Consider the following 15,093-nt stretch of genomic DNA (forward strand, 5'->3'; position numbering starts at 1 on the left):
TTCAAATCGCCTCTAGTTCGCTCAAAAAGTCACGAAGATCATCAAAATCTTCCGCGCTGCCGGCGCGGAAAGTGGCGGCGGCCTGGACATAGGCGCGCAGCGTTTCGGTCTGGAACACTTCCACCAGTGGCACCTCCAGGCCCAGTTCGGCCTGGACCCGCGAGGTGATCTGGATCGCCAGCAGGGAATGGCCACCCACTTCAAAGAAGTTGTCGTTGAGGCCCACTTGCGGCAGGCGCAGCACGTCAGCCCAGATCGCGGCGACCTGCTGTTCCAGCTCGGTTTCAGGGGCCACATAGGCCTGTTGCAACAGGCTGGCGTCCGGCTCGGGCAAGCCCTTGCGGTCGAGTTTGCCGTTGGGGGTCAGCGGCATCTGCGCCAGGAACATGAAATGCGTCGGCACCATGTAATCCGGCAGGCGGGTTTTCAGGGCGCGGCGCAGGCTGTCGCGGAACTCGGCCTGGTCGGCCAGGTTGGCCTCTGCCGGCACCACATAGGCCACCAGCTGCTTGCCGGTCGGGCCGTCTTGGGCGACCACCACGGTTTCACCGACGTTGTCCTGCTCACGCAAGCGCGCTTCGATTTCGCCCAGCTCGATACGGAAACCGCGGATTTTCACCTGATGGTCGACACGGCCGAGGTAGTCCACCACACCATTCGGGCGGCCACGGGTCAGGTCGCCGCTGCGGTACACGCGACTACCCGGTTTGCCGAATGGGTTCGGCACGAAGCGTTCGGCAGTCAGTGCTGGGCGCTCAAGATACCCACGGGCCACGCCTTCGCCGCCCAGGTACAGCTCGCCGGCTACGCCGATGGGTTGCAGGTTGAGTTGCGCGTCTAATACGTAGCCGCTGCGGTTGCCCAGCAGTGTGCCAATCGGTGCATAGACGGCGCCGCACGGGTCGCCCTTGCGCGCTTTCCACAGCAGTGGCGTGACCACGGTTTCCGTCGGGCCGTAGCCGTTGAACAGGTAGGTCGGCTTGAGTGCGCGCCAGGCCAAGTCGTAACTAGCCTGGGCGACGGCATCACCGCCAAAGCAGTACACACGCACCTTCGGCGGGTTGCCGTCACGCTCGGCATGCTCGGCCAACTGTTGCAGGTACACCGGCGGGAACACTGCCATGGTGACGTTATGGCGATGCATTTGCTGGTAGGTGTATTCCGGCAGCCACAGGCTGTCATCACGAATCAACACGCTCGCGCCATTGATCAACGGGTGCATCCAGCCTTCGTGGGAGCCGTCGAAGGCGAAAGACATGAAGTGCAGTTCGCAGTCGGCAGGCGAGGTTTCATAACGCTCGCCGGTGGCGATGATATGGGCTACCAGTGGTCCGTGAGCAACGGCGACACCCTTGGGCATGCCCGTCGAGCCAGAGGTGTAGATCACGTAGGCGAGGTTATCGCCGTCCAATTCGATTTGCGGAACCGTGTCACTGTGATCGGCCCATTCCTCGGTGCGATCAATCGCCAGGCTATCGAGGCCGTCGGGAATCGGCAGTTGCTGCAAGGCACTGGTGTGGGTCAGCAGCAACTTCGCACGGCTGTCCTGCATCATGTACAGCAGGCGATCACGCGGGTATTCGATATCCAGCGGCACATACACGCCACCGGCCTTCATCACCGCGAGGAACGCCACCATGATTTCGGCGCTGCGCGGCATGGCGATGGCCACGCGTACTTCCGGGCCGACGCCACGGGCGATCAGCGCATGGGCCAGGCGGTTGGCCTGGCGGTCCAGTTCGCCGTAAGTCAGGGTTTGCGCGTCGAATTTCACTGCCACGGCATCGGGGGTTTCGCGGGCGCGGTCGCCGACCAGTTCGTGAACAAGTCGGGTAGCCGAGAAGCCGGCGTCGGTCTGGTTCCACAACTGCAGGATGTGCTGTTGCTCATCCTGGCCCAGCAGGTTGAGTTGGCTGATGGGTTGCTGTTGGTCGGCAACCATTGCCTGCAACAGGTTTTGCCAGTGGCCGGCCATGCGTTCGATGGTCGCCGGGGCGAACAAGTCGGTGGCGTAGCTCAGGGAGGCGCCGAGTTGGCTCTGGGACTCCTCGATATCCAGCGTCAGGTCGAAATGCGCGGCCGTTTCATCCCAGCTCACCGGGCTCATGTCCAGCTGTGCCAGGCGCTGTAAATGCTGGCCGGACAGGCTGATGTGATGGTTGAACGCCACCTGGAACAACGGGCTCAAGCTCAGGCTGCGTTCAGGTTGCAGCGCTTCGACCAATTGCTCGAATGGCAGGTCTTGATGGGCTTGGGCTTCGAGCGCGCGCTGTTTGACCTGGGCCAGCAACTGGCGGACGGTGGTATGCCCGTCGATCTCGGCCTTGAGCACCTGGGTGTTGACGAAGAAGCCGATCAGCCGCTCGGTCTCGACCCGGTTACGGTTGGCGATCGGCACGCCCACGCGGATATCCTGCTGGCCGCTGTAGCGATGCAACAACGCCTGGTAGGAGGCCAGCAACAGCATGAACAGCGTCACCCCTTCGCGCTGGGCCAGTACCTTGAGGCTATCGATCAGTGGCGTCGGCAGCGCAATATTCAACCGCGCACCGCGATGGGTCGGCACCGCCGGGCGCTGTTGATCGAAAGGCAACTCCAGTACCGGTTGCTCGCCGCCAAGCAGTTCACGCCAGTAGTCAAGTTGACGGGCCTTCTCCCCCGCCTCCATCCACGCGCGCTGCCACTGGGCATAGTCGGCGTACTGGATCGGCATGGCCGGCAATTGCAGAGGCTGGCCCTGGCTATAGGCGGCGTAGAGCTGTACCAGTTCGTCGACCATCACTTGCATGGACCAACCGTCGGAGATGATGTGATGTTGCACCAGCACCAGCACATGCTCGTCTTCCGCCAGTCGCAGGAGATTCACACGCATCAGCGGCCCCTGGCGCAAATCGAACGGTTGGGCCACCAGCGCTTCTACCCTGGATTTGAGCTGCACGTCGTCGGTGAATTCCGACGCCAGTTCGATCCGCGCCTGTGGGCTGACCACTTGCACCGTACGGTCTGCCTCTTGCTGCAAGTGCGTGCGCAGGCTGTCGTGGCGCGCCACCAGGGTATCGAAGGCACGTTGCAGGGCGGAACGGTCCAGCGGGCCTTTCAAGCGCAGCGCACTGGGCACGTGATAGGCCGAACTGTGCGGGTCCAACTGCCAGAGGAACCACTGGCGTTCCTGGGCATAGGACAGCAACAGCGGCTGATCGCGATTCGCCGCCACCATCGCCGGCGCCGAAGTGCTGACGTCGGCCAGACTGCTGACAAAATCTCCAAGTGTGGGTTGTTCAAACAGCGTCCTGAGCGACACTTCGATACCCAGCCCATGACGCACTCGGGACACCACCTGTGTGGCAAGCAACGAATGCCCGCCCATTTCGAAGAAGTGATCGTTGAGCCCGACCCGCTCGGCGCCCAACACCTGGGCCCAGATAGCCGCGACGCGTTGTTGCGTCTCGGTGACCGGTGCAATCCAATCGGCCAGGGGTTGGCTGAGATCCGGCTTGGGCAGCGCGGCACGGTCCAGCTTGCCGTTGGGGCTCAGGGGCAGGCGCTCCAGCAGGAGCACATGCGCTGGCACCATGTAGTCCGGCAGCTCTTCGCGCAATGCGGCCTTGAGCGCCGCGCGCAACTCGGTCTGCTGGGTGTCGGACAGCGCCTGGCTGGCCACGATGTAGCCGACCAACTGGTTGTCCGCGGCGATCACCAACGCCTCGCGCACACTCGCCTGGGCCAACAGGCGCGCTTCGATTTCGCTCAGTTCGATGCGGAAACCACGCACCTTAACCTGGTGGTCGATCCGCCCCACGTACTCGATCATCCCATCGGCGCGATAACGTGCCAGGTCACCGGTGCGGTACAGGCGGCCGACACCGTCGCGGCAGAACGGGTCGGGAATGAAGCGATGGGCCGTCAGGTCCGGACGATTGAAGTACCCTCGCGCCAGCAACGGCCCGCCGATCACCAATTCGCCCGCGACGCCTACCGGCACCGGGTTGAGGTGGGCATCCAGCAGGTAGATGGCACGACCGTCCAGCACTCGGCCAATCGGCATCATCGACGGCAAGGCTTCACGACCATCGACATAGGCGGCGCAGTCCAGGGCGGTGGCAGTCACCGTAGCCTCGGTGGGCCCATAGGTGTTGAGCAGGCGCACATGCTGCAAACCCACTGCGCGCCAGGCACTGAGGCCTTCCGGCGGCATGGCTTCACCGCCGATGTGCAGTTGGCGCAAGCGCCCGTAGCCACGCGGGCCCAGGTCTGCAAAATCACGCACCAGCGACAGCCAATAGGCCGTGGTCAGGTCGACCACGGAGATGTCGTGCTCAAGCAGTTGCTGGTAGAAGGTGTCGCTGTCCCACAGTTCGCCGCCGCGTACCACCACCGCCGCACCGCAGCACAGCGCCGGGTAGAGCTGTTCGACAAAACCATCGAAGTTGAACGTGCCGAATTGCAACACTCGATCATGGGCGTGCAGCGCAAACAGTTCGGTGAACACTTCCACATGCCGCGCCAGTGACGCCAGGTCGATGCCCACGCCTTTTGGCCTGCCGGTCGAGCCGGAGGTGAACATGACGTAGGCCAGGTTGCCCGGCTGCGCCCTCGACACGGGGTTTTCGGCGCTGTAATCGGCCAACCAGCCGGCGTCGGTTTCCAGGCAGACAAGGGTCAGGCTTGCGTTGATCGGCAAATGCTCCACCAACGGCTGCTGGGTCAGCAGCAATTGCAGGCCGCTGTCCTCGATCATGCAGTGAAGGCGTTCGGCGGGGTATTTCGGGTCCAGTGGCACGTAAGCGCCGCCGGCCTTGAGTACGGCCAGCAAGCCGACGATCATCTCCAGGGAGCGGTCCACCGCAACGCCCACAAGGGTATCGGCGCTGACACCCAACTCGATCAGGCGATGGGCCAGGCGATTGGCGCGCACATTGAGCTCGGCGTAGGTCATGCGCTGCTGATCCAGGATCAGTGCGATGTTTTCCGGGTGCAACGCCGCTTGTTGTTCGAAGCGCTGCAGTACGCTGGCCTGGGCGGGTCGAGTGACACCCTTGGGGTTCCAGTCTTGCAGCATGCGGGTGTATTCATGGTCCAGTAGCAACGGGACGGCGCCCACGGCTTGCCCAGGCGCATTGATAAATTGCTGCAGCAAGCCCTGCAGGTAGGCGCCGATGTGCTGCACGGTGTCAGCGGCGAAATCCGCTTGCAGGTATTCCAGGTGCAGGCTCAGTTGTTCGCCGCCGTGTACGGTAAGGGTCAACGGGTAGTTGGTGCGTTCTTGATGGCTGACCCCACTGAAACGCAGGCCGCCCTCCCCCGACTGCTCCAGGCTCTTGGCCACCGGGAAGTTTTCGAACACCACCAGCGTGTCAAATAACGCCTCACCGGCTGAACCGGCCCAGCGCTGGATATCAAACAGCGGCGTGTGTTCGTGTTCGCGCATTTCCAGGTTCAGTGCCTGTACGCTTTGCACCCAGGCGCTGACGCTTTGCGCCGGGCTGGGGGTGGCAATCAGCGGCAAAGTGTTGATGAACAGGCCGACTTGCTGCTCGACATTCGCCAGCTCTGCCGGGCGCCCGGACACCGTCACCCCACAGGCGACGCTGGACTGGCCAGTGTAGCGCTGCAGCAGCAACAGCCACGCCGATTGCACCAGGGTATTGAGCGTCACTTGATGGGCACGCGCGAAATCGCTCAGGCGCTGCGTCTGAACCGCATCCAGCTCGTAAAGGAGTTCACCGTATTCAGCACCACTGTGCCCTGTACGCTTGGCGACACTGCGCGCCAGGTGCGTGGGTTCATCCAATTGCCCCAGGCACTGGCGCCAGAACGCTTCGCCCACCGCAGGGTCCTGCTGTTGCAGCCACGCGATATGCTGGGAAAACGCCGCGCCCACCGGCGGCAGCGCCTGGCCTTTGCAAGCCTGCAGTACTTCATTGAGGACCAGGGCGTTGCTCCAGCCATCCATCAGGATGTGATGACTGGTATAGATCAAGTGCCAGCGGTCTTCCCCGATACGTACCAGCGCCACCCGTAGCAACGGCGGACGCGCCAGCTCGAAGCCCTCACGGTGGTGCTCGGCGGCGAGGCTGTCGAGGGCAGCGGCAAGGTCCTGACGCTCGCGCCAGTCGTATTCAGAGAACGGCAAGCTGACCTGGCGATGCACTACTTGCAGGGCCTGGCCCTGGTCGTCCTGCCAGACAAACCCTGTGCGCAGCATGTCATGCCGTGCCAGCACCTGCTCCCAGGCGCGCTGGAAAACCGCCACGTCCAAACCCTGTACATCGGCGCGCAGTTGGCTGACGTAGATGTCATCCTCGTCCTGCTGGTAGAGGCTGTGGAACAGCATGCCCTGTTGCATCGGCGACAGCGGATACAGGTCTTGTACCTCCCGCGCGGGCAGTGCCAGGTCGTCCAGCTGGGATTGGGTCAGTTGCGCCAAGGTCACGTCGGCCGGTGTCAGGCCTCCCTGTGTCGGGTCGACGCAATGTGCGATCAGCGCCAGCAGTTCCTGCTGGAAATCATCCGCCAGGCGCTGGACCGTCGCCACCTCGAACATCTCGCGGCTGAAGCCCCATTGCAGCGCCAGCTCACCGCCATACACCTGCCCTTCCACCGTCAGCCAGTTGGCCAGCGGCGCCTGGGGGTCCTGGGCCTGCCCACTGCCCTGGGTGGCTGGAACAAACAGTGCCGACTCGTTGAACTGGCGGTCGAACTGGCCCAGGTAGTTGAAGGTGATGCGCGGCGCGGCCAGGGTCGACAACGCTTCACGGGTGTCAGGCGTGCCGAGGTAACGCAACAGGCCGTAGCCAATGCCTTTGTTCGGCACGGCGCGCAGTTGCTCCTTCACCGACTTGATCGCGGCCGACAGTTCGCCCTCGGCGTGCAGGCGCACCGGGAACAGGCTGGTGAACCAGCCGACGGTGCGGCTCAGGTCGACCGTGTCGAACAGGTCTTCGCGGCCATGGCCTTCCAGCTGGATCAGCGCGGCGGGCTGCTCGCTCCAGCGGCTGATAACCCGCGCCAGCGCGGTCAGCAGCAGGTCGTTGACCTGGGTGCGGTAGGCCGCCGGGGCGTCTTGAAGCAGTTGACGGGTGTGTTCGGTGCTCAGGCGGATTTCGAGTTTGCTGCCCAGGCGGTTCTGCAGGCCGCCCTGGGGGTTGTCGCAGGGCAGATCGGCGCTCGCCGTCTGGGCCTGCCAGTACGGCAGTTGCTCACCCAGCGTTTGCGCGTGGGCCTGCAACTGCTGCGCCCACGCTTGGTAGGCGCTGGTCTTGGCCGGCAACGCGGCGTTGCGGTAGGCCTGTTGCAGGTCTTCGAGCAGGATGCGCCACGACACGCCGTCCACTGCCAAGTGATGCACCACCAACAGCAGGCGCTGGGTGCCATCGGCCATGCCGGCCAGGACCGCACGCAGCAGCGGGCCTTGTTCAAGATCGAGGCTGCGTTGGGCCTCGTCGCAGAGTGCCGCCAGCCCAGCCTCGTCGGCGACCTGGGACTGCCACAACGAAGCGCTGGCCACCGGCTCGCCATGAGCCTGCTGCCAAGCGCCGGCCTCTTGCACAAAGCGCAGGCGCAGGGCGTCGTGGTGGTTGATCAACCGGGTCAGGGCGACCTCAAGGCGCACGGGGTCGAGGGTTTCACGCGGGGCCAGCAACAGCGACTGGTTCCAGTGCTGACGCGCCGGGATCGCCTGCTCGAAAAAGCGGTGTTGCACGGGCGTGAGGCTCACCTCGCCGGTGACCGGCCCCTGGTCGATGACCGTTGCCTGTTCGAAGCTCGCCACCAACGCCAGGCTGCGCACGCTCTGGTACTGGAACAGGTCCCGTGGGCTGAGACGAATGCCTGCCTGGCGCGCACGGCTGACCACTTGAATGGAGATGATCGAATCACCACCCAGCTCGAAAAAGTTGTCGTCCAGGCCGACCTGCTCCACACCCAGCACGTCGCTCCAGATCGCCGCCACGGCTTTCTGCACATCGTTTTCCGGTGCGGCATAGGCCTGCTGTGGCGCAGCATCCGGCAATGGCAGGGCCTTGCGGTCGAGCTTGCCGTTGGCGGTCACCGGCAGCTTGGCCAGGGGCACCATATGGGTCGGCACCATGTATTCCGGCAGGCTGCTGAGCAGCCAGGCCTTGAGGTCGGTCGGCGCCTGGTCTTCCAGCACCAGGTAGGCCACCAGTTGCTTGCCGCCTTGCACCAGCACCACGGCTTCGCGCACCGAGGGGTGTTGCATCAGGCGCGTCTCGATCTCGCCCAGTTCGATACGCAGGCCGCGCAGCTTGACCTGGTGATCGAGGCGCCCCAGGTATTCGATCACGCCGTCGGCACGCTGGCGCACGCGGTCGCCCGTGCGATACAGGCGCGCGCCGTCACGGAAGGGGCTTGGCACAAAACGCTCGGCGGTGAGTGCCGGGCGCCGATGGTAACTGCGGGCCAGGCCGGTGCCGCCCAGGTACAGCTCGCCACTGACGCCCGCGGGCACCGGGTTGAGCTGGGCGTCGAGCACGTAGGTGCCGAGGTTGGCGATGGGCCGGCCGATGGGCACGCTGTCGCCACCGTCGTCGACGCAGGTCCAGTGGGTCACGTCGATGGCCGCTTCGGTGGGGCCGTAGAGGTTGAACAGTCCGGCCTGTGGCAACTTGGCGAACACCTGCAACTGCGCATCCAGCGGCAAGGCTTCGCCGCTGCAGACGATACGCTGCAGACTGCCGCAGGCCTGCACACTCGGCTCATGGATAAACGCCTGGAGCATCGACGGCACGAAGTGCAAGGTGGTGATGCCGTGCCGCCCGATGGTGTCGATCAGGCGCGCGGGTTCGCGGTGTTCACCCGGTGCCGCCACCACCAGGCGTGCACCGGTCATCAGCGGCCAGAAGAACTCCCACACCGAAACGTCAAAGCTGAACGGGGTTTTCTGCAGCACCGCATCGCTGGCGTCCAGGCCGTAGGCCTGTTGCATCCAGCACAGGCGGTTGACCAACGCGCGATGACTGTTACCGGCGCCCTTGGGCTTACCGGTGGAGCCGGAGGTGTAGATCACGTAGGCGAGATTCAGTGCATGCACCGCCACGGCGGGCGATTCGCTGCTGTAGCCGTCGAGCCACAGTGCAGGCTGGTCCAGGGCAATCACTCGGGCACTGGCGGCGGGCAGCGATGGCAGCAGGCGCTGCTGGCTGAGCAGCAACCCGATGCCACTGTCTTCGATCATGTAGGCCAAGCGTTCCTGGGGGTACTCGGGGTCCAACGGCACGTAGGCGCCGCCCGCCTTGAGAATGGCCAACAGGCCGACCACCATCTCGACGGAACGCTCGACGCAGATCCCCACCAACACATCCGGGCCAACGCCCTGTTCGCGCAAGGCATGGGCCAGTTGGTTGGCGCGCGCGTCCAGTTGGGCGTAGGTCAGCGTGGTCGCACCGAACACCAGCGCCGGCGCATGCGGGGTGGCCTGCACCTGGTCTTCGATCAGGTGGTGAATGCCGCGTGCGCTCGGGTACGCCTCGGCGGTCTGGTTCCAGGCGTGGACCAGCACGTGCTGCTCATCCGCAGCCAGCATCGGTAACTCGCCAATGCGCTGCTCGCCTTCGCCGACCATGGCCTGCAACAGGCGTATCCAGTGCAGGGCCATGCGCGCGATGGTCGGCGCGTCGAACAGGTCATTGGCGTAGGTCAGCGCAGCGTGCAGGGTGCCGGATTTTTCATAGGTGTCGAGGGTCAGGTCGAACTGAGTCGTGCGGCCTTGCCATTCCACCAGCGCCAGCTCCAGGCCGGAGTCAGTGCTGACGCTGGCAATGTCGGCCACCACCGGCTGGTGGTTGTACATGACTTGGAACAGCGGTGTATGGCTGAGGCTGCGCTCGATCTTGAGGGCTTCCACCAGGCGTTCGAAGGGCAATTCCTGATGAGCCTGGGCACCCAGCGCGTGCTCCTTGATGCCTTGCAGCAGCTCAGTGATACGGGTTTGCCCGGTCAGCTCGGTGCGCAGCACCTGGGTGTTGACGAAAAAACCGATCAGCCCTTCAACTTCGGTGCGGTTGCGGTTGGCGATCGGCACGCCGACGCGGATATCGCCCTGCCCGGTGTAGCGATGCAGCAGCACATTGAAGGCGCCGAGCAACAGCATGAACAAGGTAACGTTGTGCTTTTGCGCGCAGGTACGCAGTTGCGCGGCCAACTGCGGATCGATCGCGAAGGTGTGTCGCGTGCCTTGGTAGCTCGGCATGGCCGGGCGCGGGCGGTCGGTGGGCAGCTCCAGCACCGGGTGCTCATCACCCAGGCGCGCCTGCCAGTATTCCAGCTGACGTGCCTGCTCCCCGGCTTCCAGCCAGCGACGCTGCCACAGCGCGTAGTCGCTGTACTGGATCGGCAGTGCCGGCAATTGCGGGGCCTGGTTGCGCTCATGGGCGTCGTAGCAACGGATGAATTCGTCGATCAGCACATTCATCGACCAGCCGTCGGAGACGATATGGTGCAGGGTCAGTAGCAGCACGTGCTCCCGGGCGTCGAGCTTGAGCAGTTGCACGCGCAGCAATGGGCCATTTTCCAGGTCGAACGGCAGCAGCGATTGACGAGTCGCGGCTTGGTTGACGGCCTGTTCACGCTCGGCGGGGGCCAGATGGCTCAGGTCGAGTTGCTCGATAGTCAACGACGTGTCTGCGGCCACCTGCAACAGGCGCTCATCCGCCTGGCGCTGGAACACCGTGCGCAGGGTTTCGTGGCGTGCAACCAGGCTGGCAAACGCCTGCTCCAGCGCACCAAGGTTCAGCTCGCCCTTGAGCCGTACGGCGCCGGGCAAGTTATAGGCCCCACTGGCCGGGTCCAACTGCCATAGAAACCACATGCGCTGCTGTGCATAGGACAGCGCCTGGCGATCCTCCGCTTCCACCCCTGCCGGAATCGGAAACCGGGAAAAATCCACCCCTTCTTTCTGCAAGGCCTGCAGGAACAATTGGCGTTTTTCCAGGGGCAACCCGATAAACCGGCGAGCAAGTTTCAAGGAGTCTTCAGCATTCATTTCTTGGAGTCCGGAGCAATAGGCGGGAAGCACAAAGGCACGTCGTCCCTATAAAACGAACCGCAGAGGGAAAAATTAGCGAGGGCATGGGAGGTACGGCGCGAGGTGTCATCAAGGGTTACATCAATCTCAGCAAGCCCAGCGAAAGACGAGCTAGCATTGACGAACACCACTTTTTGCAACTACATTTAGTTACACGCAGGGAACGCCGTGTCCAAAAATGAAAAGCTGCTCGCCAAACTGCTCAACGAGCACACGGTATTTACCTGGCCCGAACTCGTGACACTGCTGCGCCGGCTGGGCTACACACAGATTGAAGGGGCTGGAAGCCGCGTCAAATTCGACATCGGTGACCCCAGTGCAATGATTACCTTGCACAAGCCTCACCCGGGCAACGAACTGAAACACTACATTCGGCGCCAGATCATCGAGCAATTGAAATCAGGAGAACTGATTCAGTGAACAATCAACTGCAACACAAAGGCTACATCGGCTCTATCGAAGCCAGCCTCGAAGACAACTGCCTGTTCGGCAAGATTCTGTTCATCAAGGCGCTGGTGAGCTACGAAGGAAAAACCGTCGCCGAGCTGGACGGCGCGTTCCGGGAGGCGGTGGACGACTACCTCGCCACCTGCCAGGCCCTGGGGCAAACACCGGAAAAACCCTGCAAGGGTTCATTCAACGTACGCGTCGGCCATGACTTGCACTTGGCGGCAGCCCTGGCGGCGACCCGCAAAAAAGTGACCCTCAATGACCTGACACGCCAGGCCTTGAATGAGTTTTTACAACATCATGGCAACGACCCGTGCCCTGCGGTTAGCTGATCACCCCAACCGCCGATAACCCAACACTGCCGCCCCCAGCACCACCGCCCCCGCCGCCAACGCCACGTAGAACCCGCTGGTGGCGCCGAAGTGGTCGATCATCCAACCGGAACTCGCGGCGCCGATCGCCACGCCGATGCTGAGGCCGGTGATCAGCCAGGTCATGCCTTCGGTCAGGCGACTGGCGGGCACGATCTGCTCCACCAGGGCCATGGACACGATCAGCGTGGGGGCGAAGAACAGCCCGGAGATAAAGATCGCCACCGCCAGCCCGGGAATATTGCTCACCAGCAGCAGCGGCAAGGTAGTCAGCGCCGTAGCCACGCCGCAGTACAGGAACTGCCGGGGCAGCGGCGCCTTGAGCTTGAGCGTGCCGAACGCCAGCCCCGCCAGGCACGAGCCGATGGCATACACCGACAGCACGATGCTCGCCGCCGCCGGCTGGCCCTGGTGCTGGGCAAAGGCGACGCTGACCACGTCCACCACTCCGACGATCACGCCCATGGCCAGCAGCAGGATCATCAGGATCAGCACCGGGGGTGAAGCGATCAGCCAGCGGCCGTGATGGTCCAGATGTGCATGGACAGGAGGCTCGGTCGCGCGCTGCAGTACAAAGGTGGTGACGCCCACCGCCAGCAACAGCGCCGCCACCAAGGGCCCCGCTTCCGGGAACAGCACCACGCTCAGCCCCACCGAGATCGGCGGGCCGATGATAAAGCACACCTCGTCCAGCACCGATTCCAGCGCAAAGGCGGTCTGCAGCTTGGGCTGGCCTCGGTAGACCTCGGTCCAGCGCGCCCGCACCATGGCCGACATGTTGGGCATGCAACCGGCCAGGGCCGCGAACAGAAACAGCGTCCAATTCGGCGCCTGCAAGCGGGTACACAGCAGCAACATCAACAACGCCCCGCCGCCGATCAGCGCGGCAATCGGCAGTACCCGGCCCTGGCTGTAGCGGTCCACCAGGCGTGAAACCTGCGGCGCGCAAATCGCCGTGGCCAGGGCAAACACCGCCGCTACCGAGCCCGCCAGGCCGTAGCCGCCGTGCACCTGCGCCAGCATGGTGATCAGGCCAATCCCGGTCATCGACACGGGCATGCGCGCCAGCATGCCCGCCAGTACAAAGGCCCGGGCACCGGGGGCCTGGAACAACTCGGCGTAGGGGTTTGCCATCCTGCTTGACCTCTTCCAGAACGCCCGGGAGCTTGCTATCTGCAAGCATCAAGGCAAAATACATACGGTGCGTATGTGACAAATCATGCTTAACATACGCGACGTATGTCAATCTTACACTTGCCCATTGTGAGCTTTACCATGAGCCGAGCCCGTGCCGAAATGATCGAAGACACCCGCGCCCGGCTGATCGCCAGCGCTCGCCAGGCCTTCGCCACCCAAGGTTATGCGAACACATCGATGGACGATTTTACCGCCCGCGCCGGCCTGACGCGCGGAGCGTTGTATCACCACTTTGGTGACAAGAAAGGGCTGTTAGCCGCCGTGGTTGCCCAGCTCGACAGTGAGATGGACAGCCGTTTGCAGCGCATTTCAGATGAAGCGGCAGACCCTTGGAGCGGCTTTTGCGAACGTTGCCGCGCTTATTTGCGCATGGCCCAGGACGGGGAAATCCAGCGCATTGTGCTGCAGGATGCGCCGGCCGTATTGGGCGATACCGGCTCCCAGCACCATTGTGTCGAGTCGATGCAGCATCGGTTGGAAGCCCTGATGCAGGCCGGTGTCATTCACCCCGCCCCGAGCGCCGCCCTGGCGCAATTGATCAACGGCAGCCTGGTCAATACCGCCCTGTGGATCGCCCGGGAAGAGCACCCGGACGAGCGGTTGGAGCAAGGCTTGCAAGGCCTGGAGCTGTTGTTGCGTGGCCTGAGCCTTACACCAACCGCTTGATCTGCTTGTGACGCCACACCAAACGGTAATACGCCGTCTGCAATAGCAGCATGGCCAGGTAGGTCACCGGAAAGGCCATCCACACCCCTTCCAGGCCGAAGTGGGCGTTGAGCAGGTACGCCATCGGCAGCTCGACGCACAGCACGCAGAAGATCGAGATGATCACCGGCATCAGCACCACGCCGCTGGCGCGCATGATCCCGCCGATCACGGCCTGGAAGCCGAAGACCAAAATGCTCCACAACATGATGTGCAACAGGTGTTCGGCATTGACCCGTGCCGCGTCATCGGTGATGAACAGGCCGAGCAGCCAGTGGGACAGGACATAACCCAGCACAATCAGGCCACCGGTCAGGCAGGTATTGATCAGCAGGCCGGTGCGCAGGATCGGGCCGATGCGCTCCAGACGCCCGGCGCCAATCGCCTGGGCGCCGAGGATCGAGGCGGTGATGGCAATCGACAGCGCCGGGAACTGCACGTAGTTGACGATCTGCGTCACTGCGCCATAGGCCGCCGTGGCCTGGGAGCCATGGCCGTTGACCAGGGCGAGGATGACCAATTCCGACAGCGACAGCACCACCATCTGCAAGCCGGTAGGCAAGCCGATGCGCAGGACTTTGCCGAGAATCACGGGGTCCAGGCGCAAGGCCGCGAGCAGTTCACGGTCCGGCGCCATCACATGGTTTTTATGCCGAAGGCGCAAGATCAAAAACAGCATGGCCGACGCGTTGCCCACCAACCCTGCATACACCGCACTCTGGATACCCATGGGAGGCAAGCCGACCCAGCCGCGAATCAGCGCCGGGGTCAGCAGCAGGCCGACCAGGGTCGAGACCATCAATGCCAGCAACGGTGAGATCGTATCGCTGACGCCGCGCAGCAACTGGGTGTAGAGGATGAACACCAGCAGCAACGGCATGATCAGCATCATCTTCTGGGCATAGCCGACCGCATCATCGAGTACGTCCACCGGCGTGCCCAACGCCTGCAACGCCGGACGCGCAAACAGGCTGCCCAACACTGCGGCAATCAGGCCGACCAGTGCGCCGAGGGTCAGGGTCGCACCGGTAATCACCTTGACCATCCCCGTTTCCTGCGCGCCCCAGGCCTGGCCGATCAGCACCGAGGCGCCCGCCCCCAGGCCGATCACCAGGGCAATGAAGAAAAACACGATGGGAAACATGCCCGACACCGCCGCCAGCGCCTGGGTGCCGAGCATCTGCCCGACATAGATGCCGTTGAGCGTGCCGGAAAAACTTTGCAGGAAGTTGGACAGCACCATGGGTGCGAGAAAGATCAGGTAGATCTGCCACAGCGGTCGTTGCAAGGGGCTTTGCATGAAAAACGGGGCCTCGGAAAACTAAA

At 63.5% G+C, this 15,093-nt stretch carries 6 protein-coding genes; 3 read left to right on the forward strand and 3 right to left on the reverse strand.

The genetic code is table 11. The features are described from left to right. Window position 1 precedes the first annotated feature (1 nt). Window positions 2–11,002, reverse strand: a complete 11,001-nt coding sequence (locus tag CWC48_RS28885; protein WP_100491007.1) for a non-ribosomal peptide synthetase — start codon at window positions 11,000–11,002, stop codon at window positions 2–4. 210 nt (window positions 11,003–11,212) lie between these two features. Here CWC48_RS28885 and CWC48_RS28890 point away from each other — a divergent pair, with 210 nt between their 5' ends. Both CWC48_RS28890 and CWC48_RS28895 read left to right on the forward strand, forming a co-directional pair. Further along, complete coding sequence (locus tag CWC48_RS28890; protein WP_100491008.1) at window positions 11,213–11,464, forward strand: type II toxin-antitoxin system HicA family toxin; 252 nt, start codon at window positions 11,213–11,215, stop codon at window positions 11,462–11,464. Then, window positions 11,461–11,826 carry a type II toxin-antitoxin system HicB family antitoxin gene (locus tag CWC48_RS28895; RefSeq protein WP_078047963.1) on the forward strand — a complete coding sequence of 122 codons (366 nt, stop codon included), beginning with the start codon at window positions 11,461–11,463 and terminating at the stop codon, window positions 11,824–11,826. The genes CWC48_RS28890 and CWC48_RS28895 overlap by 4 nt, the downstream gene beginning before the upstream one ends. Here the strand turns inward: CWC48_RS28895 and CWC48_RS28900 are convergent, their stop codons facing one another. Continuing rightward, window positions 11,827–12,999 (reverse strand): MFS transporter, encoded by a 1,173-nt coding sequence (locus CWC48_RS28900; RefSeq protein WP_100491009.1) that lies wholly within the window; start codon window positions 12,997–12,999, stop codon window positions 11,827–11,829. A gap of 141 nt (window positions 13,000–13,140) precedes the next feature. Here CWC48_RS28900 and CWC48_RS28905 point away from each other — a divergent pair, with 141 nt between their 5' ends. Then, window positions 13,141–13,728, forward strand: coding sequence for a TetR/AcrR family transcriptional regulator (locus CWC48_RS28905; protein ID WP_100491010.1), 588 nt, complete (start codon window positions 13,141–13,143; stop codon window positions 13,726–13,728). On the opposite strand, the gene CWC48_RS28910 is transcribed toward CWC48_RS28905, so the two are convergent. Further along, a complete protein-coding gene (locus tag CWC48_RS28910; protein ID WP_099492459.1) occupies window positions 13,712–15,067 on the reverse strand; it encodes an MATE family efflux transporter in 1,356 nt (451 codons plus the stop codon). The two genes, CWC48_RS28905 and CWC48_RS28910, sit on opposite strands and share 17 nt — an antisense overlap. Window positions 15,068–15,093: the final 26 nt, after the last annotated feature.

It is taken from the genome of Pseudomonas sp. S10E 269, from assembly GCF_002798465.1.
Classification (GTDB): Bacteria; Pseudomonadota; Gammaproteobacteria; order Pseudomonadales; family Pseudomonadaceae; genus Aquipseudomonas; species Aquipseudomonas pergaminensis.

What these genes read in the sequence shown, in the direction of transcription:
- CWC48_RS28885 (WP_100491007.1), bottom strand. Translation starts at nt 11,002, where the DNA reads ATGAATGCTGAAGACTCCTTGAAACTTGCTCGCCGGTTTATCGGGTTG.
- CWC48_RS28900 (WP_100491009.1), bottom strand. Translation starts at nt 12,999, where the DNA reads ATGGCAAACCCCTACGCCGAGTTGTTCCAGGCCCCCGGTGCCCGGGCC.
- CWC48_RS28905 (WP_100491010.1), top strand. Translation starts at nt 13,141, where the DNA reads ATGAGCCGAGCCCGTGCCGAAATGATCGAAGACACCCGCGCCCGGCTG.
- CWC48_RS28910 (WP_099492459.1), bottom strand. Translation starts at nt 15,067, where the DNA reads ATGCAAAGCCCCTTGCAACGACCGCTGTGGCAGATCTACCTGATCTTT.